This window comes from Kibdelosporangium aridum, from assembly GCF_900176515.1.
Lineage (GTDB): Bacteria > Actinomycetota > Actinomycetes > Mycobacteriales > Pseudonocardiaceae > Kibdelosporangium > Kibdelosporangium aridum.
On sequence record NZ_FWXV01000005.1, the window covers coordinates 539,614 to 559,227 of the forward strand.

Annotated in this window: 21 protein-coding genes; 9 read left to right on the forward strand and 12 right to left on the reverse strand. The window is 66.2% G+C overall.

Features of this window, described 5'->3' with window-relative positions; translation table 11 throughout:
* The first annotated feature begins 76 nt into the window (after positions 1-76).
* Positions 77-1,894: a S8 family peptidase gene (locus B9C43_RS29800; protein WP_084430240.1), complete on the forward strand. Its 1,818-nt coding sequence runs from the start codon at positions 77-79 to the stop codon at positions 1,892-1,894.
* A 55-nt stretch (positions 1,895-1,949) separates the two neighbouring features.
* On the opposite strand, the gene B9C43_RS29805 is transcribed toward B9C43_RS29800, so the two are convergent.
* A complete protein-coding gene (locus tag B9C43_RS29805) occupies positions 1,950-3,308 on the reverse strand; it encodes an NAD-dependent succinate-semialdehyde dehydrogenase (RefSeq protein ID WP_084430241.1) in 1,359 nt (452 codons plus the stop codon).
* Between the two features lie 211 nt (positions 3,309-3,519).
* Between B9C43_RS29805 and B9C43_RS29810 the strand changes: the two genes are divergently transcribed.
* Positions 3,520-4,464 (forward strand): pseudouridine synthase, encoded by a 945-nt coding sequence (locus B9C43_RS29810; protein ID WP_084430410.1) that lies wholly within the window; start codon positions 3,520-3,522, stop codon positions 4,462-4,464.
* Here B9C43_RS29810 and B9C43_RS29815 read toward each other — a convergent pair.
* From B9C43_RS29815 to B9C43_RS29845, 8 genes are all read right to left on the reverse strand, one after another.
* On the reverse strand, positions 4,442-4,813 hold the full coding sequence (locus B9C43_RS29815; protein ID WP_160096770.1) for a glycosyltransferase: 372 nt from the start codon (positions 4,811-4,813) through the stop codon (positions 4,442-4,444). The two genes, B9C43_RS29810 and B9C43_RS29815, sit on opposite strands and share 23 nt — an antisense overlap.
* Positions 4,814-4,832: 19 nt before the next feature.
* Complete coding sequence (locus B9C43_RS29820; protein WP_084430243.1) at positions 4,833-5,282, reverse strand: glycosyltransferase family protein; 450 nt, start codon at positions 5,280-5,282, stop codon at positions 4,833-4,835.
* A gap of 116 nt (positions 5,283-5,398) precedes the next feature.
* A complete protein-coding gene (locus B9C43_RS58710; RefSeq protein ID WP_235038909.1) occupies positions 5,399-5,815 on the reverse strand; it encodes a spermine/spermidine synthase domain-containing protein in 417 nt (138 codons plus the stop codon).
* A gap of 8 nt (positions 5,816-5,823) precedes the next feature.
* Positions 5,824-6,585: a hypothetical protein gene (locus tag B9C43_RS58715; RefSeq protein WP_235038910.1), complete on the reverse strand. Its 762-nt coding sequence runs from the start codon at positions 6,583-6,585 to the stop codon at positions 5,824-5,826.
* Positions 6,582-7,004 carry a DUF350 domain-containing protein gene (locus B9C43_RS29830; protein WP_033391188.1) on the reverse strand — a complete coding sequence of 141 codons (423 nt, stop codon included), beginning with the start codon at positions 7,002-7,004 and terminating at the stop codon, positions 6,582-6,584. Before B9C43_RS29830 ends, B9C43_RS58715 begins: the two co-directional genes overlap by 4 nt.
* Complete coding sequence (locus B9C43_RS29835) at positions 6,997-7,839, reverse strand: hypothetical protein (protein WP_084430244.1); 843 nt, start codon at positions 7,837-7,839, stop codon at positions 6,997-6,999. The genes B9C43_RS29830 and B9C43_RS29835 overlap by 8 nt, the downstream gene beginning before the upstream one ends.
* On the reverse strand, positions 7,836-8,258 hold the full coding sequence (locus tag B9C43_RS29840; protein ID WP_084430245.1) for a DUF4247 domain-containing protein: 423 nt from the start codon (positions 8,256-8,258) through the stop codon (positions 7,836-7,838). Before B9C43_RS29840 ends, B9C43_RS29835 begins: the two co-directional genes overlap by 4 nt.
* Positions 8,259-8,378: 120 nt before the next feature.
* Positions 8,379-10,163: an elongation factor G gene (locus B9C43_RS29845; RefSeq protein ID WP_143446676.1), complete on the reverse strand. Its 1,785-nt coding sequence runs from the start codon at positions 10,161-10,163 to the stop codon at positions 8,379-8,381.
* A gap of 146 nt (positions 10,164-10,309) precedes the next feature.
* On the opposite strand from B9C43_RS29845, the gene B9C43_RS29850 reads away from it, so the two are divergent.
* Positions 10,310-11,197, forward strand: coding sequence for an NAD-dependent protein deacetylase (locus tag B9C43_RS29850; RefSeq protein ID WP_084430246.1), 888 nt, complete (start codon positions 10,310-10,312; stop codon positions 11,195-11,197).
* Here the strand turns inward: B9C43_RS29850 and B9C43_RS29855 are convergent.
* Positions 11,157-11,693, reverse strand: a complete 537-nt coding sequence (locus tag B9C43_RS29855) for a DUF3307 domain-containing protein (RefSeq protein ID WP_063751181.1) — start codon at positions 11,691-11,693, stop codon at positions 11,157-11,159. The genes B9C43_RS29850 and B9C43_RS29855 overlap by 41 nt on opposite strands.
* A 271-nt stretch (positions 11,694-11,964) precedes the next feature.
* On the opposite strand from B9C43_RS29855, the gene B9C43_RS29860 reads away from it, so the two are divergent.
* The 6 genes from B9C43_RS29860 (at position 11,965) to B9C43_RS29885 (ending at position 15,836) form a co-directional block, all read left to right on the forward strand.
* The gene (locus B9C43_RS29860) at positions 11,965-12,714 is read left to right on the forward strand and encodes a hypothetical protein (protein WP_051897274.1); all 750 of its coding nucleotides are present in this window, start codon (positions 11,965-11,967) and stop codon (positions 12,712-12,714) included.
* Entirely contained in the window at positions 12,711-13,154 is a 444-nt protein-coding gene (locus B9C43_RS29865; protein WP_084430247.1) for a phage holin family protein, read from the forward strand. The genes B9C43_RS29860 and B9C43_RS29865 overlap by 4 nt, the downstream gene beginning before the upstream one ends.
* A complete protein-coding gene (locus tag B9C43_RS29870; protein WP_084430248.1) occupies positions 13,141-13,737 on the forward strand; it encodes a DUF3618 domain-containing protein in 597 nt (198 codons plus the stop codon). Before B9C43_RS29865 ends, B9C43_RS29870 begins: the two co-directional genes overlap by 14 nt.
* Positions 13,738-13,811: 74 nt before the next feature.
* Positions 13,812-14,144, forward strand: a complete 333-nt coding sequence (locus tag B9C43_RS29875) for a YnfA family protein (RefSeq protein ID WP_033391193.1) — start codon at positions 13,812-13,814, stop codon at positions 14,142-14,144.
* 70 nt (positions 14,145-14,214) lie between these two features.
* A complete protein-coding gene (locus tag B9C43_RS29880) occupies positions 14,215-15,306 on the forward strand; it encodes an NAD(P)H-dependent amine dehydrogenase family protein (protein ID WP_235038911.1) in 1,092 nt (363 codons plus the stop codon).
* A gap of 47 nt (positions 15,307-15,353) precedes the next feature.
* Complete coding sequence (locus B9C43_RS29885) at positions 15,354-15,836, forward strand: carboxymuconolactone decarboxylase family protein (protein ID WP_084430249.1); 483 nt, start codon at positions 15,354-15,356, stop codon at positions 15,834-15,836.
* 31 nt (positions 15,837-15,867) lie between these two features.
* Here the strand turns inward: B9C43_RS29885 and B9C43_RS29890 are convergent, their stop codons facing one another.
* Both B9C43_RS29890 and B9C43_RS29895 read right to left on the reverse strand, forming a co-directional pair.
* Positions 15,868-17,415: a GMC oxidoreductase gene (locus B9C43_RS29890; RefSeq protein ID WP_200825738.1), complete on the reverse strand. Its 1,548-nt coding sequence runs from the start codon at positions 17,413-17,415 to the stop codon at positions 15,868-15,870.
* 396 nt (positions 17,416-17,811) lie between these two features.
* Entirely contained in the window at positions 17,812-19,593 is a 1,782-nt protein-coding gene (locus B9C43_RS29895) for a hypothetical protein (RefSeq protein WP_084430251.1), read from the reverse strand.
* Positions 19,594-19,614 lie beyond the last annotated feature (21 nt).

The window sequence follows — 19,614 nt, forward strand, 5'->3', positions numbered from 1 at the left end:
AGCTCATTCGAACGCTGGGGGGCATCGCCATGAGGGCTGGCTGCTTCCGGCGTCCCTGTTCGCGTTAGGAGCTTTCATGCGTCATAGATCCATGCCCGCACGGCTTCTCGGTGCGGCCGCAGTCACCGCGAGCGTGCTCGCGGCCGTTGTCTTACCGGCGAATGCCGCTGCGGCACAACAACAGATCATCGCCGAGAACGCACCCAACAAGATCCAAGACAGTTATGTTGTTGTTCTGAAGGACAATGTCGCCGTTCGCGGCACTGCGGACGGTCTTGCCGCTCGTTACGGTGGCAAGGTCGGTTTTGTGTACCAGGCCGCGCTCAAGGGTTTCTCGGTCACGATGTCGGCCGCGCAGGCGCGCAAGCTGGTTGCGGACCCGGCTGTGTCCTATGTGGAGCAGGACAGGACCGTCAGTGTCCTCACCGACCAGCTGAACCCGCCGTCGTGGGGCCTTGACCGGGTCGACCAGGCGGACCTCCCGCTCAACCAGCGCTACAGCTACTCCACCGAGGCGTCGAACGTCACCGCATACGTCATCGACACCGGCATCAACTACGACCACCAGGACTTCGGCGGTCGGGCCACGTTCGGCTTCGACGCCTTCACCGATGGCAGGCAGGGCAAGGACTGCCACGGTCACGGCTCGCACGTCGCCGGTACCGTCGGTGGTACCACGTTCGGTCTGGCCAAGGGCGTCAAGCTCAAGGCTGTACGTGTGCTCAACTGCCAGGGTGGCGGCTCGATCTCCACTGAGGCCGCCGGCGTCGACTGGGTCACTGGCAACGCGGTGCTGCCCGCCGTGGCCAACATGAGCCTCTACACCGGTGTGCGCAACGAGCCGAGCCGCGTGCTCGATGACGCTGTGCGCGCGTCCATCGGCAAGGGCATCTCCTATGTCGTGGCCGCCGGTAACTTCAACGACGACTCGTGCCAGTACTCGCCGCAACGCGTCACCGAGACGATCAACGTCGCCGCGACCAACCGGACTGACGCACGCGCGTCGTTCTCCAGCTTCGGCACCTGCACCGACATCTTCGCGCCCGGCCAGGACATCGTCTCGGCGACGTCCAACAGCAACACCGGCTCCGCGCCGAACAGCGGCACCTCGATGGCCTCACCGCACGTCGCCGGCGCCGTCGCGCTCTACCTCGCCGACAACCCGACCAAGACCCCGGCCGAGGTGCACAGCGTGATCATCGCCGCCGCGACTCCGGGCAAGGTGACCAACCCCGGCGCCAACACACCGAACCTTCTGCTGCGCGTCAACAACACGCCTTTGCCGTCGGTTACCGTGACCAACCCGGGTCCGCAGACCACGACGGTCGGCTCTTCGGTCAACCTGCAACTGTCGGCTTCCGGTGGCACGCCTCCGTACACGTGGTCCGCGACTGGCCTTCCGCCCGGACTGTCGCTGGATGCGTCCAGCGGCCTGATCACAGGTGCGCCGACGACTGCTGGCACCTACAACGTGACCGCCACCGCGACGGCCTCCGCAGGCGGCTCGGGTTCGGCGACGTTCACGTGGACGGTCAACGCCGTCCAGACGTGTGCTCCGCAGACCAACGGGACCGATGTGGCGATTCCGGACCGCGCCACCGCGACCAGCACGGTGACGTTCGCCGGCTGCACGGGCAACGCGTCGGCCACGAGCACGGCCGAGGTACACATCAAGCACACTTGGCGGGGTGACCTGGTGATCGACCTGGTCGCACCGGACGGCACCGCGTACCGGCTGAAGAACTCCAGCCTCAACGACAGTGCGGACAATGTGGACGAGACCTACACCGTGAACCTGTCCGGCGAAGCCCGTAACGGCACCTGGACGCTCATGGTGCAGGACACCGCCCGCTACGACGTCGGCACCATCGACACCTGGACGCTGACTCTCTGATGATCTGACTGGAAGCTGGGGCACTCGCCACAACGCGAGTGCCCCAGCTTCGTGTCTAGAGCCGGATCGATTTCTTGTTCATGAACTCCTCGATGCCCGCGGCGCCGAGTTCCCGGCCCATCCCGGATCGCTTGATGCCACCGAACGGCAGATCCGCCTGTGACCCACCGGACTTGTTCATGTAGACCATGCCCGACTCGATCTGGTCGGCCACCCGGCGGTTGCGGTCCGGGTCGGTGCCGAACACCGCGGCGCCAAGGCCGAACGGCGAGTCGTTGGCGATGGCGATCGCCTCTTCCTCGGTGTCCGCCTTGAAGATCAGCGCGACCGGGCCGAAGATCTCCTCGTAGTACGCGTTCATCTGCGGCGTCACGTCGGTCAGCACGGTCGCTTCGAGATACGCGCCCGGCCCGATCCGCTTGCCACCGGTACGCAGCGTCGCGCCCTGCGCGACGGCCTTCTCGACCTGCCCGGCCACCTCGTCGGCAGCCGCGATCGACGCCAACGGGCCGAACGGCGTCTTGGGGTCGGCGGGGTCGCCTGGCTGGAAATAGTCCCCGACGCGCTTGGTGAACTTGTCGACGAACTCGTCGTAGATGTCCGAGAGCACGATCATCCGCTTCGGCGCGTTGCACGACTGCCCGCAGTTACGCATCCGCGCGGTCGACGTGGCCTTGACCGTCTCGTCCATGTCGTCGGTGTCCAGCACGATCAGCGGATCCGACCCGCCGAGTTCGAGGACACAGCGCTTGAGGTTCCTGCCCGCCTCAGCGGCCACCGACACGCCCGCCGCCTCGCTGCCCGTCAGGGACACGCCCTGGATGCGGGGATCGGCGAGGATGGCAGGGACCTGCCTGCTGGAGGCGAAGATGTTGACGTACGCGTCCTCGGGGACTCCTGCTTCGTGCAGGATCTTCTCGATCGCCACGCCCGAGCGCGGGCAGATCGACGCGTGCTTGAGCAAAATGGTGTTGCCCAGCACCAAGTTCGGCGCCACGAACCGGGCGACCTGGTATGCGGGGAAGTTCCACGGCATCACGCCGAGCAGCGCGCCGATCGGCTCCTTGCGGATCACCGCGTCGCCGCCCTTGATCTTCAGCGGCTCGTCGGCGAGCAGTGCCGGTCCGTTGTTCCCGTAGTAGTTGAAGATGTCGACGACAATGCCGACCTCACCGCGGCCCTCGTTGATCCGCTTGCCCATTTCCAGGGTCATGATCGCGGCCAGTTCGTCGGACCGCTCGGCGAACAGCTCCGCCGCACGCAACACGATCTTCGCGCGTTCCTCGACCGGCCGCCTGCGCCACGAGGTGTAGCCGCGGTGGACCTTGTCGATCGCCGCCTGCACCTCCTCTTCGGTCGAGTTCGGAATCTCCTCGATCAGTTCGCCCGTGGCCGGGTTGGTGACTGAGTACATGGGGGCGTGAGCCTCCGTTCGCTACGGCACGGTGCCTAGGTCGACTCCAGTTTAGGTGACCGTATATTGCATACACTAGTTCCGCATGATGGCAAGTGCTTTGTCTCACAAGGGTTTCCAAAACGAACGCCCGTCTTGAATGCACAATTCGGACGAACGCGGTGACCCCGCGGTCAACCAGGACAACCGTTCGGCGATTACAGTCTGTGCCGTGCGACGACGGCTCCGATCTCCCATCCCGCCACGGCATGGCCTTGACGCTGCACGGCTCCGGATGCCGGAAGAAGGCGAGTGGGGTTCCTTGCTCGAGCACCTCATCGAACGGTTACCGAGGGTCGCGCCCGAACGCATCGAACAGATGCTGCGCGAGGAGCGCATCTTCGGCGTCGACGGCCCGCTGGGAGTGGAAGCGCCGTTCGTTCCTGGATCGTTCATCTGGTTTCACCGCGACCTTCCCGATGAGGTCACGGTCCCGTTCGAAGTCCCTGTGGTCTACCGGGACGAGCACCTGCTGGTCGTGGACAAGCCGCACTTCCTCGCCGCGATCCCCCGAGGGCAGCACATCCAGCAGACCGCGCTGGTGCGGCTGCGCCGGCAGCTGGACCTGCCGGAGCTGTCGCCCGCGCACCGGCTCGACCGGGTCACCGCCGGGTTGATGATGTTCGTGATCACGCGTGATGTGCGCGGCAAGTACCAGGAGATGTTCCGGCATCGCAAGGTCTACAAGGAGTACGAGGCGATCGCTGCGCACGACCCGGCCTTGTCGCTGCCCAGGACGGTGCGCAGCCGGATCGTCAAGGAGCGTGGCGTCATTGTCGCGCAGGAGGTTCTCGGCGATCCGAATGCTGAGACGTACGTCGAACTGGCCGAGCACCGGGATGGCTTGGGGCGCTACCGGTTGGTGCCCGCGACGGGACGAACCCATCAGCTGCGGGTGCACATGAGCGGCTTGGGCGTGCCGATCCTCGGCGACGACTTCTATCCCGAGGTGCGGGAGAAGGCCCTCGACGACTTCACCAAACCGTTGCAGCTGCTGGCGAAGGTGGTCGAGTTCGACGATCCGCTCACCGGGGAGCACCGGCGGTTCACCAGCTCGCTGCGTCTCAGTGCGTGGGAGTCGCTCGCGCAGTGGGCTACAGGGCCTCCAAGGACATGACAGTCTCCTCGGGTGAGGGCATCGCGGCGACGGCTTCCCGCAGTTTCGCCGACGCGGCGAGGTAGGTCTCGGAATCGAGTAGCTCGCGGACCGCGTGGGTGACGGTCTGGGCGGTCACTTCCTGGTACTGAATGGAAATGCCCGCTCCGGCGAAGTCGATGGCCAGCGCGTTCTGGAACTGGTCGGCCCTCCGTGGCAGGGCAAGCTGGGGAATGCCATGTGCGAGGCAGTCGGCGGTCGTTCGGCTGTCACCCTGATGGACCACCACGTCCACGTGCGGCATCACCAAGTCCTGCCGGTCGACGCCGTCCAGGACGTCGACTGGAAGCCCCGCGAGACCGTCGATCACGGCCCGCCGTCGGTCATGTTTACCCAATGCGACGTAGCAGTCCCGGTGTGCCAAGCAAGATGGACGACACAGCAACGGAAGGCACGTCGTGCTCGGCCGCGGTCAGGCTGGCTCCGACTGTGGCGTCCTCGTACACGATCAGGTCCGGTTGGACCTGCGCCACGATCGGCAGCAGCTCGAAGCAGATCGACCGGGTGGCGTGCGCTGACGCAGTCGCGGCCTCGGCGATCACCTCAGGCCCAGGCATCTCGGCCGCTCCGCCCGCGGCCGCCCACACCGCTTCCTGCGCCGGGGTCGACTCAAATGCCCGGTTGAACACGGCCGCTGTCTTGAAACCCAGCTCTCGCAAGGATGGCGTGACCCTGTCGCCGGTAGCGAAAGTCACGGTGTGCCCGGCGTCCCGCATCGCCTCGGCGAGGGGCATGAGCGGGTGGATGTTCCCGGGGAGACTGGTGAAAAGTACCTGCACATCGGGGATGGTGGGACCGGGATTGTCCCGGCCGCCAGGGTGCTTGCACCTAGCGGACACGGGAATCGAGCACGGGCGGGGCTGAACAGCGCAACGGGTTGCCTCAGGCGGAGCAGCTAGTAGTCGCGCCACTCCTGCTTGGCGTAGTCCAGCACCAGCGGACGCATCAGAGTGGACGGTTCGATGTCGTCCACCCGGCGGCGGTCGACCGGGAAAACCCCGGCCGCGCGGAGTGAATCAGCGTCCAGGGAACGCAGCGGCGGTACGTTGGCAGGCAGCCGGAGTTCCGGCTGCTTCGCCGATGCGAGGTGGAACCCCCAGTCACCAAAGCTGGGTACTGACATGTAGTACGGGACACTGACCAAACCCGCGTCCCGGATGGACGCTTCGACGCACCAGTACGTCCTCGGCGCGAAGTACGGCGACCCGGCCTGGACCACCATCCGGCCGGCATCGGTGAGCACCTGGCGGGCCAGGGCGTAGAACTCGATCGAGTACAGCTTCGCGGTCGCGGTGGAGTCAGGGTCCGGCATGTCGACGATCACCGCGTCGTAGCGGGAAGTGTTGTGACCTGGTACGGCGTTCTTTCCGCGTGCACAACGGGATCGGCGTACAGTGCCTGGCGCGCGGAGAGCTCGAATCGGCCGGCCAGCGCGAAAGTCGTGACCAGAACGACCGTGACCGCGATCGCGCCCACCGACAGGATGGTCCGGGTGTGCCGGGCCAGCTTCTTGCCGAACACCGTCAACACCAGGCCTAGGCCGACGATCGCGTTGAGCGCGCCGACCAGCAACGCGCCACGGATCTGTCCGAACACCGGCAGCAGAACGAAAGGAAACGCCAGGCCGCCGAGCAACGCGCCGACGTAGTCCGCGGCGAACAAGTCCGCCACAGCGCTACCGGCGTCCTGGCGGCGGATCCGTTGCAGCAACACCATCAGCAACGGGATCTCCGCACCGATCAACAAGCCGAGCACGAGCGCGATCACGACGAGCACTGGGATGTACAGGCTCAGCCACGCGAAAGCCGCGTACAACAACAGAACGCTCAGGCCACCCAGCAACGCCAGCGCGATCTCGATCCCGGCGAACGCGGCCTCGGCCCTGCGCTGCAACGGCTTCGCAAGCAGCGCGCCGACACCCATGGCGAAGACCATGACCGACAGGACAATCGACGCCTGGCCGACCGTGTCGCCGATCAGGTAGCTGCCCAGCGCGACCAGAGCGAGCTCGTAGACCAGCCCGCACGCGGCACAGACGAAGACCGCGGCGAGGACCGCGATCCGGGCCAGCCGTTGGTTCATGTGATCGACGCGGCGATGATCGCGCCGACCGCGATGTGCACGCTCGCGGACACCCAGACCGCCGGATGTGGCTCCGGACTCGCGAGGATCTCACCCAGCTTGCCGGGCGTGGCAAGGTCGAGCAGGACGAAGGCGACCGACATCAGCGCGAGCCCGGCCAACCCGAAGACCACAGTGGACATCAGGCCGACGGCCATGTCACTGTCGCTGGTGATGATCGCGGTGGTGATGATCGCGCCGACACCGAGCAGGCCGGACGCGAGCAGGATCGAGGCGTTTCGATTGCCCTGCACCCAGATCAGCTCACGCAGCTTGCCCGGGGTGGCCAGGTCGACCAGCAGGAAGCCCAGCGCCATCAACGCGGTGCCGATGACCCCGTACGCGAGGGTGGCCAGCAGGCCGTTGACGAGTTCAGACACTGGAATTCCTCTCCTTGTCCTTGGCGCGCTTGCGTAACCAGAAGCCCAGTCCCACGCACAGCACGGCCGCGCCGCCCATGCCGTACAACACCAGCCAAGTGGTCGGCGAGATGTCCGAGCCACTCACCGCCTCGAGCGGTTTCGGTGTGATCGGCTGACCGGCTTGTGCCACTGGCTGCAGGGTGCCTGCCTCGATCATCAACAGCGGCAACCCCAGCGCGGCGTGGCCGGTAGCGGCGATGGGATCCTCCACCAGTGCGGGGACGTTGACGCCGAGCCTGGCGAAGTCGTCGGGGCGAGGCAGGTTCCGGAACTCCGACGACCCGTGCACGATGATGTTGGCGCCATCGCCGCTGGCGCTGTTATTGCTGGTGTATCCGACCGTGACGGCCGTCTCCAGCCACCTGGGGCACCGCTTCGCCGCGACGTCATGGCCCTGGCTCGAGCCGGTCTGCGTGCGTTTGGTCTTGCCGTCGGTCAGGCTCCAGCCGAAGCAAATCCCGTGTGCCTTCTCCAGTTCGGCCAGTCCGGCAGACAGTTCGACGGCGGCCTCGGGAGTGAACTGGGGAACGGCTTCACCGTCGTAGTGGGTGGAAGAGGAGTAGTAGCCGGCACTCTCGCTGTCGGTGCTCTGGTAGAAACTGCCTGAAGTACGTGGGGTGCTGCCGAACATGAGGTCGTCGATCGTGAACAACCCGAAGACGAGTGCGGCCACGATTCCGACGGCCCACCAGAAGTCGTTCCACTTGCTCTTCACCGGTTTCTGTGCCCGCTCGACGGCCTTTCGCTGAGCGTGGGCCGCGGCCGCTGCCTTGCGGCGACGTCGGCGGCTCACTTGCCCGCTCCCGGTCCACGGCCGCGGAAGTCGCTGCCGTAGGTCGACGTCCAGCCCCATGATCCGCCGGTATGGCTGCTATATGTCCGATGCGCCCGTTCGACTTCCATCACGTGGATGGACGAGCCCGTCGGAATCGGCTTGATCACCACCGCGTCACGGGAGTATCGCAGGTAGATTCCGGAACTGTCAGCCCGCTGGGACAGAGGTTTCCACTTGTCGGCGATCCGCGCGGAGACCACCGTGGGGACGTGCCTGGCCTTGTACGCGGCGATGTCGTCGTCCGGCGCGACGTCCTTTTCGTACTCCCGGTCGATGAAACTCGCCACGCTGGGGCCGGAGAGCAGCAGGTTGCCCGCGACGATCAGGCAGATCACCGCGAGTATCCCGCCGACCACGAACCACAGTGGATGCTTCACTCCGCCCCCTCGATAACGCCGTATTCGGTAATTAGCACAGGAATCCGGCGGGGCGGGACAGTATCACGATCCTCCGGCGAGGCTGGTGGCCCGTTCGGCAGTCTGCCCAAAGGTGCGTCCTCACAGTGCCTGGTATCCGGCGAAGCGTGCGATGAGCGTCCCGTGGCCGTTGGTCAATCCAGGCAAGGCCTGCTCGATCTCACGCAGTCGCCCCGACGGCACGATCGCCCGCACAGTGGCGGAATCACCGCGCACGACCGGCATTTCCGGCGCGCCACCACATCGGACAAGCAGGTTCAGGACCGTGCTGACGGCATCGGCGGGCATGTCGATGTCGGCCTGTTCCATCGGTTGGCACACGACCGTGCCCGCCTTTTCCAGTGCCTCCTTGAGAACCAGGGGAGTGAGGTTGCGGAAGTCGGCGGCGACCGTGACTGGACTGGAGTAGCCGGTGTGCGTGAGCGTCACGAGGCAATCCACCACCCGCCACCCCTGGGGACCTGTGGCGAGCGCCGCGCGGACGGTGTCCTCGATGGCAGTCATGAACGCGGCAGGCAGCGACCCTCGTTCCGCCTCCAACTGGTATCGCACACCGGAATCCACCTCACCCGGCTCGATCCGCAGGCCCACAGTTGCGACGAACAGCGTCTCACCCATGCGCTTGACCGCGTGCCCTGTGCGCTTGAGCCGTTCGACGCAGACCACCTGAGGGGCCGAGAACTCCGCCTTGACACCGAATTCCTCGGCCAGCCGAGCCGCGATGACCTCACGTTGGACCTCGCCGTACAGCGACACGATCAAACTGCCGGGCTGCGGTCCCGGCCGCACGTTGATCAGCGGGTCCTCATCGGCCAGATGACTGAGACCAGCGTACAGGCCCTCGTCGGGTGACGTGACCACAGCCTCCAAAGTGGGCGGTCGGAACCGGGCGGGTTCGGGCGTGGCCGTGGCCGAACCCAGCCGGTCACCGATCCGGAGTCCCGATATACCCCCGATCCGGGCGATGCCGCCTGCCCGGATGGTGGCCTCGCGGTAATCCGCGTCGAGCACCGCGGTGGCGCGTCCGGAGCCGGACGCGAACGTGATCCGGTCGCGAACCTTGAGCGTGCCGGAGAACAACCGTGCCACCGCGAACCGTCGGCCACCCGAGTACTCGATCGCGAACACTGTGCCGTCCAACTCCCCGGATGACGCGGGATCGGCCGTGGGCAACAGGTCCACAATGCCCTGACGCAACGCGTCGATACCCGCACCGGTGATGGCCGAACCGAAGAACACCGGGTACACGAGTGCCTCACCCGTCTGCCTGACGAGTTCGCGGTGCAGCAACCGCGGATCGAGTCCATCCACATAGGACTGCAACACGGCATCGCTGTGCTCGGCCAGAACCTCCGCGGCTGGCACACCCAGGGGCATAGGTGCCAGATCATCAGGACTGTTGCACGGGATCACCATCGGGCTGAGCATCCGGCGGATGTCGTGCAGCAGGCCGGTGTGCCGGGCACCACGGCGGTCGATCTTGTTGACGAACAGGATGGTCGGCACGCCCAGCGACTGCAGCGTGCGCATCAGCACCCGGGTGTGGGGCTGGACACCCTCGACGGCGGACAACACGAGGATCGCGCCGTCGAGCACACCGAGCGCACGTTCGACCTCGGCCACGAAATCGGTGTGGCCAGGGGTGTCGATCAGGTGCACCTTGCGGTCGGCCACCGTGAAGGTCGCGACCGCGGACCGGATCGTGATGCCGCGGCGGCGTTCGAGGTCCATCGCGTCGGTCCTGGTGTCACCACCGTCGACGGAACCGAGGTGCGCGATGGCGCCGGAGTCGAACAGGAGCCGTTCGGTCAGACTGGTCTTACCGGCGTCGACATGGGCGACGACGCCGAGATTGAGCATCCGCATTCAGCTGGAGGTCCTTACCTGCGAGCGAGCGACAACGGATGGGGTCTGTCGTCACTCGGCGCATGGAACCTCCTGGGGCTGTGGTGGCGGCACGGTAGCAACCCCGGGCCCGGGTCGGCATCGCATTTTCCACGTAGGCTTGATCCGTGCGGACACGGCCGACATTGAGTTACACCCCGGTCGGGGAGCCGTTGCCATGGACGACCGACTTGTCCGGCCTTGCCGACGTGGTCGCCGAGGGCGGCGTGGTGGTGTTGAGCGGGGCAGGACTGTCCACTGAGTCAGGCATTCCGGACTACCGAGGTGCGTCGGGCAGCCTGCGACGACACACCCCGATGACGTATGACGAGTTCGTCGGCAGTGTCGAGGGGCGCCAGCGGTACTGGGCCCGCAGCCACGTCGGCTGGCGGACCATCGCCAGGGCACACCCGAACGACGGACATCACGCGGTCGCCGCGTTGTGCGCCGAGGGCTACGTGGCGGCCGTGATCACCCAGAACGTCGACGGCCTGCACCAGGCCGCGGGCACGCCCAGCGTGGTGGAGCTGCACGGCAGCCTTGACCGCGTGGTGTGCCTGGACTGCCGCCGGATCAGTGCCCGCGAGGAGCTGGACCAGCGGCTGAAGGCGGCGAACCCGTCCTTCAGCGGCACGGCGATCCGCGTCAACCCGGACGGTGACGTGGAGCTGGCCGACGAGGTCGTGCGCGAGTTCCAGCTGGTCTCGTGCGCGGCCTGCGACTCCGGCGTGCTCAAGCCGGACGTGGTGTTCTTCGGCGAGAACGTGCCCAAGGCCCGCGTCGAGCAGTGCTACCAGCTGGTCGACTCGGCCCGGGCCTTGGTGGTCCTGGGCTCGTCACTGACTGTCATGTCAGGGTTGCGGTTCGTCCGGCACGCCGCGAAGGCAGGCAAGCCGGTCGCCATCGTCAACCGTGGTCAGACCAGGGGAGACGCGTACGCGGACATTCGCGTCGACCTGCCACTGGGCGAAGCACTCACCGACCTGGCCCGCCTGGTCGACGTACGCTGCGGGTAGCGATCCAGGCGGTCGTCAGCGACGCGAGCACACCGATCAAACGGTGCGCCGCCTGGTCGCACTCCATCAGGGCGGTCCCCGGGCCGGTGTCGTCGACGACGCCGGGACGGCGTTGCACGGTGCTGCGCTCGAGATACCTGCTCTTGTCGAAGACCTTGCCGCGTAACAGCTTCTTCAACGGTTCACGCCGGTCGATCACATAGTGCGTCACCGCGTTGACTGCAGTTCCCGCCAGCAGCGCGGACCACGAAGGCCGGAACCCCAGTGTTCTCGTGACGGCTACCGACGCGGCGAGCTGCCCGGCCGAGTAGGTCAGGACGTGCCGGGCGCATGCCTTGCGGCCGACCCAGCCTGGTCTGCCTTTGTCCATGGCGGACTGATCACTTTGCAGGATGTGGTCACAGAACGGATGCACGTCACTGAAGGTGGCTTGCAGCACCGCGAACAGCAGTGGTGTGGACAGGGCCTCCGGGCCGCTTACGGCTTTACCTGCCATCGGCTTCGCGCTCCCAAGATCGTGTGCGTCGGACAGCTGCCAGCAAAGCGGATCTTCGGTCAAGCGATGGTGTCATCTGACAAAAAACGCCGGGGGATTGTCGGATCATCGGCTTGACGCGGCCGGCTGACGCGCGCGTGGCCCGTCCGGGTGTTGCCTGGTTAGCCGCGCCGCCCATGGGTATTCGGCCGGGTGTCGGTGACAAACCGCCGACTCCGGCCGCTCGACGGGGCAACCGGCCGGATCCCGCAAGCCTCGCGGAGGACCAACGATGACGCACCCGCCAGGCGGATACGCCACAGAACAGGGCAGGCAGGACCCGCCTTCCACACCACAGGTGGCCAAGCAGGAAGCCGCGGGGGTCGGCAACACCGCGGCGGAAGGCGGCAAGCATGTGCTTGACACCGCCGGTGAGCAAACCAGAAGAGTCACCAGAGAAGCCGGTGAGCAGGCCCGCAACCTGATGCACGAAGGCCGCCAGCAGCTGACCGAGCAGGCACGGGACGGCCAGCGCAAGGCGGCTCAGGGGCTGCACACGCTTGCCGACCAGCTGGACGGCATGTACGAGAACTCCGACCGCTCCGGTCTCGCACCCGAGATGATCCACCAGGCTGCCGGGCACACGCGGACAGTCGCCTCGTGGCTGGACGAAAGGCAACCAGGCGATCTGCTCAACGAAGTCCGTGATTTCGCCCGCCGGAAGCCCGGCGTGTTCCTCGCGGGCGCCGCACTCGCCGGTGTGCTGGTCGGCAGGCTCACCAGAGGGACGATCGACACGCAGCGTGCGGACTCGGCAGATGACGACACCGAAACCAGCCCCCTGCCGACAAGCACCGCGCCGTCGACGTATCCGCCCACGCAGGCACCACCTGCCGGATACACCACGCCGCCGGCTCCGGCGTACTCGCAGCCACCGGTCGAGGGACAGGTTCCACCCGCCGGATACCCACAGCAGGTCGCTCACCCTGGCCAGGGCCAGCCACCTCCGCCGTGGAACGGGCCTGAGACGGTGCGGCCATGACCGTCCCGCCGACGCCACCTGGAGACGCGAGCCGCCCGGACGTCGAGAACGCGTCCGTCGGCGAGCTGATGGGCAACGTGTCCCGTGACCTGTCCACCTTGCTGCGCCAGGAACTGGCACTCGCCAAAGCGGAGCTGAAGGTGGAGGCCACGAAGGCGGGCCGCGGCGCGGGCATGCTGACCGGCTCGGGCATCGCGGGCTGGATGGTTCTGCTGTTCCTGTCGATCGCGCTGTGGGCAGGGCTGTCCAACGTCATGGACTCGGGATGGGCCGGTCTGATCGTCGCTGTCGTCTGGGCCGCGATCGGGGCGGCGTTGTACGTGGGTGGACGCAAGCAGTTGCGCGCCATCAACCCCAAGCCGGAGCAGACGGCGGACACCCTCAAGCAGGTGCCGGACGCACTCAAGGGCCACTCAGGAGCACGTGATGACAACCGATGATCCACGTCAGATCCGTCAGGAGATCGAACGCACCCAACGCAATCTGAGCGCCGATGTGGACGCGCTCACTGACAAGGTGACGCTAGACAAGATCGTACGGCGGCGGACCGAACGCGTCCGGCGCGGGATGACGAACCTGCGCGAAAGGGTGATGGGCAGCGCGTCCGACACCGCATCCACCGCCGGAGACCAGGTCAACCGGGCGACCACGGCCGTCTCCGACGCCGTTTCCGAGGCGCCGCAGGCGATCCGCCGCGGAACTGAAGGCAACCCGCTGGCGGCGGGGCTGATCGCGTTCGGCCTTGGCTGGCTGACCGCGTCGCTGGTGCCTGCCAGCAAGGCCGAACAGCAAGCGGCCGGCCAGGCCAAGGAGTTCGTCAAGGAGCACTCCGAACAACTGGGCGAGATGGCCGGTCAGGTCAAGGATCGGCTCACCGAACCCGCGCAGCAGGCAGCCCAGCAGGTCAAAGCCACGGCGCAGGACGCGGCGGGCACTGTCGGCGACGAGGCCCGCTCGGCGGCCGACGACGTGAAGGACCGTGCTCAGGAAGGCAAAACGACAGTCCAGGAGCAGCGGTCCTAAGAGGCATTCGGTGGTGGCCGTCGTGGCGACGGCCACCACCGGCCAATGTGTGCAGTCGCCTACGATTCACCGGCATGACAGTCGTTCGATCGCTGGTGCTGTTCGCGTTGGCCGCGTTGGCCGAGATCGGTGGCGCTTGGCTGGTGTGGCAAGGCGTCCGGGAACACCGGGGTCTACTGTGGATCGCTGCGGGCGTGGTGGCGCTCGGCGTGTACGGCTTCGTTGCCACTTTCCAACCCGACCCGCACTTCGGTCGGATCCTTGCCGCGTACGGCGGCGTGTTCGTCGCGGGATCGTTGGCGTGGGGCGTGATCGTCGACAAGTTCCGTCCCGATGTCTGGGACTACGCCGGGGCGGCGATCTGTCTGGTGGGCGTCCTGGTGATCATGTACGCGCCTCGGGGCTGAAACGTCCGTTGGGCCAGGCGGCTGAACCGATCTGGCGTGATCGTGGACTTTGTGGTTAGCCTCAGTGCCCATGACCGCCCCCTTGATTGACACAGTTGTCTGGGGCACAGGCAACATTGGCCGTGCGGCGATCCGTGCCATCGAGGCCCATCCGCGCTTGCGGCTCTCTGGCGTGATCGTGCACAGTCCGGACAAGGCCGGCCGCGACGCGGGCGAGCTGGCTGGTCTGGACCGGGAGTTGGGCATCACGGCGAGCACCGATGTGGACGCGGTGCTGGCGGCGAGCCCCAAGGCGCTGGTCTACGCGGCATCCGGCGAGGTCAGGCCGAACGAAGCGGTCGACGACATCATCAAGGCCATCCGGGTTGGCGCAGTCGTTGTCACACCGTCGGTTTACGCACTCTACGACCAGCGCAACGCGCCTGCGGATCTGCGGGACCCGCTGCTGGCCGCGGTCAAGGAGGGCGGCGGTTCGCTGTTCGTGTCCGGGGTGGACCCCGGGTGGGGCAACGACATCCTGCCGTTGCTGATCAGCGGTGTCGCCACGGACATCGACGTGATCCGGTGCCAGGAGATCTTCGACTACACCACGTACGACCAGCCTGACTCGGTGCGCTGGCTGGTCGGAATGGGCCAGCCGATGGACTATTCACCACCGATGGTCGCGCCCGGCATCCCGACCATGGTGTGGGGCGGCCAGATCCGGTTGATGGCCCGTGCGCTCGGCGCCGAGATCGAGGAGATCCGGGAGACGGTGGCCCGCCGTGAACTCGAGGAAACCGTGACGACCAAGCTGATGGGGGACTTCGAGAAGGGCACTCAGGGAGCGCTCCGGTTCGAGGTCCAGGGCATCATCTCCGGCGCGCCGCGGATCGTGATCGAGCACGTCACGCGCATTCACCCGTCCTGCGCGCCGGACTGGCCGATGCCGCCGACCGGCGACGGAGCCCATCGGGTGATCATCGAGGGCAACCCGCGCATCGAGGTCTCGGTCGAGGCGACCGACGAAAACGAGAACAGGTCCGCAGGCGGCAACGCCACCGCGGTCGGCAGGCTCGTCGGCGCGATCGACTGGCTCGCCGAAGCGGAACCCGGTCTGTACGACGCGATCGACGTGCCGCTTCGACCGGCCGTCGGCAAGTTCGCCAAGCCGGGCGCGTGACAAACTAGAACTTGTTCTAATACGATGGCGTTCGGGAAGGAGCAGGCATGAACATCGACATTCCCGAGGGCAAGGACCCGATCGCGTACGTGTGGGGCGAGATGGTGCCGGGCATCGGGACCGCCGCCGCGAACTTCTCACTGGCCGTGTACGCCAACACAACCCTTGGACTGCGTGAGTTCGAGGCCGCGCGGCTGCGGATCGCGCAGCTCAACGGATGCATGTTCTGCCTGGACTGGCGCACCGAACGCGACGGGGAGAAGGTGGAGGACGGGTTCCTCGACGCGGTGACCGATTGGCGCACAACGGAAAGCTTCGACGAGCGGACCCGGCTGGCCGCCGAGTACGCCGAGCGGTACGCGACCGACCACCACGGCCTGGATGAGGAGTTCTGGGGCCGGATGACCCAGCACTACAGCCAAGCCGAAATCGTCGAGCTGAGCATGAGCATCGGCTCGTGGCTGGCGTTCGGCAGGCTCAACCGTGTCCTCGGCCTCGATGCGATGTGCGTACTGCCCAACAAAATCTGAGCAATGGCGGGGCACGAGCCCCGCCACAGCCCTAGAAATCAGCCGCGATGATCCGCTCGATGTTGCGTTCGGCCAGTGCGGTGATCGTGACGAACGGGTTCACGGCGGTGTTGCCGGGAATCAGCGCGCCGTCGATCACGTACAGGCCGGAATAGCCGTGCAGGCGGCCGTAGTTGTCGGTCGCCTTGTTCAGCACCGCACCGCCGAGCGGGTGGTACGTCAGGTGATCGCCCCAGATCTTGTACACACCGAACAGATCTGTGCGATAGATCGTGCCCTCCTTGGCGTTGATCTTGTCGAAAATGGACTTCGCCATGTCGATGGACGGCTGCTTCCATGCCGTCTGCCAGCTCAGGTCGACCCGGTTGGCGGTGGAGTTCCAGGTGAACTGGGCCCGGTTGGGGTTCTTGGTGATGGACAGGTAGAACGACGCCCAGGTCTCGATGCCGGTCGGCAGCGGCGCGACTTCCGCGAAAGCGCCGCCCGCGTCCCAGTTGTCGATCCCGGCCGTGGGAATGGACGCCTGCACGGCACCGGTCGGGTCCCACAGGTGGTTGGCACGCCCGCACATCACGTTGCCGTTGTCACCCCAGCCCTTGCCGATCTCGCTGTTCAGACCGGGAAGAACGTTGGTGGCCTTCAACTTGGTCAAGAGCTTGCTCGTGCCGATACTGCCCGCGGCGAAGAACACCTTGTCGGCGGTGACGGTCTTGGTCGCGGTGACGTTCCCGCTGGTGTCGAGCTGTTCGACGACCACGGCGTAGCGGCCATTGGCCGGGGCGACGGATGTGACCCGGTGCAGGGGTGAGATGGCCACCCGGCCAGTGGCTTTCGCCTGGGCCAGGTACGTCTTCTGCAGGGTTTTCTTGCCGTGGTTGTTGCCGTACAGCAGTTCACCGTCGACGGCGGACTTGGGCACGGTGCCCGCCACTTCTTGGCGCATGTACTCCCAGTCGTACACATTGGACACGAAGACGAACGGGAAGTTGGACCTTTCCGCGTGTTTGCGGCCCACGCGGGCGTACTGGTAGCAGTCGACCGAGTTCCACCACGCCTGGTCCACATTGGTCACCCCGAGGCCGGCGTTGGCCCGCGGGTAGTAGGTGTTGTACATCTCGTCGACGTTCACCGACGGCAGGATCGCACTGAACCGCGGACGTGGCGGCGTGACCGCCATGCCGCCGTTGACCAGTGAGCCACCGCCGACTCCCCGGCCTTGGTAGACCGTGATCCCGCTGAAGTCCTCCGCGTCGAGGATCCCGGTGTACTTGGGGACGTCCTTGTCCAGCGGGAAACCGAGGAAGTTGCTCAGCGGCTGCTTGGTCTTCGTGCGCAGCCAGTAGGACCGGTAGTCGGGAGTCCTCGTGTTGGCGAAGATCTTGCCGTCGCTGCCCGGGGTGTCCCACGCCATGCCCATTTCAAGCATGTGAACGTCGACGCCCGCCTGGGCTAGTCGCAGAGCGGCGACCGATCCGCCGTATCCGGTGCCGATGACGAGTGCGGGTACGTGAGCACCAGGCGGAATCGGGGCAGGTGGTGGGGCTGCGCTGGCGTGGCCAGTCAGGGCCGCGAACCCCAAGATAGAACCAGTTCCGGTTATGAAGGTGCGGCGGGATACTCCAGGAAAACCCTTGCCACACATGGCGTTATCACTCATGTGAGCTTCCTCACCGTTGAGGGGATTAGAACAAGTTATACGGACGCTCGCGGATGAAGTCACTAGTTACTCGCAAGTAACTTGTGTCTTGTGCTCGACTCCGGTAGTGGTCGGCGGCCGTGGAAGTCCCAGAAGAAACGCCATTTCTGTAACGTGTTCTCTCACGCCTGGTGAACGCTTGGGCCATTGGCCGCTATCTGGGTATGCGTTCGCTGTTACCTAGGGGACGCCGAACGGCAGAGGTTGCTGACTGCTGAACGGATGAATGTGGGGCGGGCGGCTGGTTTCTGTAGTCAGTTCCCCTGGCGCACCGTGTTATCACCCGTCTGACCGGCTCCAAATACCCATGGGCGTCGGACTTGTCAGCCACGCGACGTTCAGGTCGAACAAGGGACCGTCGTGGGTTCGCAGCCGCTCGACGAGGTCACGCTGTCGCCTGGCGAGCAAGGCGATCACCTTGGCGGGCGACGTGGTGAGCGCGTCCTGATCGGCGTTGCGGTACCAGTTGCCCAATACCTCCAACGTGAAGTCGACGACGAGCGAACCGCCGATTCCGAGTGTCACGTCGCCGAACGCCCGGAATTGCCCAGTGTGCAACGACATGTTCCTGGTCGCGTTGAGCGCGTGCAGGAACGTGGCGATCCGCTGGTGCCGGTCGGCCAGCCACTGTGCACAAGCGACTGGATCCAACAAACGAGCCGACCAATCCTTCACCTGCTGTGCCGCCAACGGGGACATCTGGGAGAGGAGCGAGGTCAACGCGTCTCTTGCGACTGTGACCGCGGGATCCTCCGAGTTACGCTCCGGCAGCAGCAGGTCGGCCCAGGCGTTGAGGTCGTGCAGCCGGTTGAAGTCGTTCGTCGTGGCGTAGTTGTCGATCAACCGCAGCTCGGCGGGCACGGTCTGGATGCCCTGGCGCAACTGCTGGTGCGCCTCGACAATCTGCTGCCGCATGGCCTGCAAGGCGAGCGCCGCGGCGATGTCCTCGCGCTTGTTCAAGCCGCACGCTTCCAAAGCGGCCCACGCCAACGCGGCTGCGGGCAGTGGAGCCTCAGTGGCGCGGGCGACGTGAGCCATCCGCAGGCCGTTTCGCAATGTACCCGGCCAGTGGGACACGAGCGGGACGGCTCGGTGGACGGTCGGCGTATGGGACTGGATGTGCCGCGACTCGCCACTGTCCACCCGGGACACGAAGACGTCATCGCCGAGCGACAACGCGACCAGCCGGTGCCCTGCCATGTACTGGTCCAGCAGTTCGGCGAGTTCGCGGCGGGCAACCCGGCCTGCGCTCGGCGCATCGACCGCGCTGACCTGGCACGCCACCAGGCAAGCGGCCCCGTTGGCCGGCACCTGTCGGGTGAACCTGCGGAGGCGGCCAAGCGCGGCACCGAACCCCAGGCGTTCGGGTTCCCGTACAGCGGAACACACTGCGGTCTCGTGCAGTGCGTCGAGCCGAGTCAGCTCGGCGGCACCGTGCACGACGACGGCCACGCGATACGCCGAAGCCTCCGGAAGCAGTAGGCCTTTCAACGCGGCGGCGTCCACTTTGTTCATCGTGCGGAACGCGCGAATCAGGTCATGGGTCAACGCTCCCGGATCACGATCAGTAGTGGCGACAAGACAGGCGAACTCGTCGGCCACCAGATCAAGGTCTCCGGCCGAGTGCCATGCCTCGGCAAGCGCGTGGTCCAGCAGCCCATGGATCTTGGGCAGGTACGCGTCGATCTCGGCAGCCGTGCTGAGCGCGAGGACCTTGAGCTCGTCGAGCGGGTTGGACTGAACAGCGATCATCGCTGCCGCGTCCACTAACGACTGACGAAGGTCATCGACGCCCCACCGCGTCACGGTATACGCTGCGGCCTCGCAGTGTGCCCGGCCCAGCGCGCGTCCCGGCTGGCCAGTGTCGGCGAAACTCCGCAGCACGGCTTGGGCCCGTGGCAGTTCGGCCGACATGCCCGCGAGACCGGCGACGTGCTGGCTGAACAACGAGGTCCAGCTGATCGCGCGCAGGATGCGCTGCAGCAGGTACGTCTGGCCCCAGCTGACATCGCGCCGCCGGAGCTCAGCAAGCAACCGAGGGTCGAATCCGCTGAACGCCACGCGACCAATCGAACCATCGAG

What these genes read in the sequence shown, in the direction of transcription:
- B9C43_RS29865 (WP_084430247.1), top strand. Translation starts at nt 12,711, where the DNA reads ATGACCGTCCCGCCGACGCCACCTGGAGACGCGAGCCGCCCGGACGTC.
- B9C43_RS29805 (WP_084430241.1), bottom strand. Translation starts at nt 3,308, where the DNA reads ATGTACTCAGTCACCAACCCGGCCACGGGCGAACTGATCGAGGAGATT.
- B9C43_RS29875 (WP_033391193.1), top strand. Translation starts at nt 13,812, where the DNA reads ATGACAGTCGTTCGATCGCTGGTGCTGTTCGCGTTGGCCGCGTTGGCC.
- B9C43_RS29885 (WP_084430249.1), top strand. Translation starts at nt 15,354, where the DNA reads ATGAACATCGACATTCCCGAGGGCAAGGACCCGATCGCGTACGTGTGG.
- B9C43_RS29845 (WP_143446676.1), bottom strand. Translation starts at nt 10,163, where the DNA reads ATGCGGATGCTCAATCTCGGCGTCGTCGCCCATGTCGACGCCGGTAAG.
- B9C43_RS58710 (WP_235038909.1), bottom strand. Translation starts at nt 5,815, where the DNA reads ATGCCGGACCCTGACTCCACCGCGACCGCGAAGCTGTACTCGATCGAG.
- B9C43_RS29880 (WP_235038911.1), top strand. Translation starts at nt 14,215, where the DNA reads ATGACCGCCCCCTTGATTGACACAGTTGTCTGGGGCACAGGCAACATT.
- B9C43_RS58715 (WP_235038910.1), bottom strand. Translation starts at nt 6,585, where the DNA reads ATGAACCAACGGCTGGCCCGGATCGCGGTCCTCGCCGCGGTCTTCGTC.
- B9C43_RS29870 (WP_084430248.1), top strand. Translation starts at nt 13,141, where the DNA reads ATGACAACCGATGATCCACGTCAGATCCGTCAGGAGATCGAACGCACC.
- B9C43_RS29860 (WP_051897274.1), top strand. Translation starts at nt 11,965, where the DNA reads ATGACGCACCCGCCAGGCGGATACGCCACAGAACAGGGCAGGCAGGAC.
- B9C43_RS29855 (WP_063751181.1), bottom strand. Translation starts at nt 11,693, where the DNA reads ATGGCAGGTAAAGCCGTAAGCGGCCCGGAGGCCCTGTCCACACCACTG.
- B9C43_RS29800 (WP_084430240.1), top strand. Translation starts at nt 77, where the DNA reads ATGCGTCATAGATCCATGCCCGCACGGCTTCTCGGTGCGGCCGCAGTC.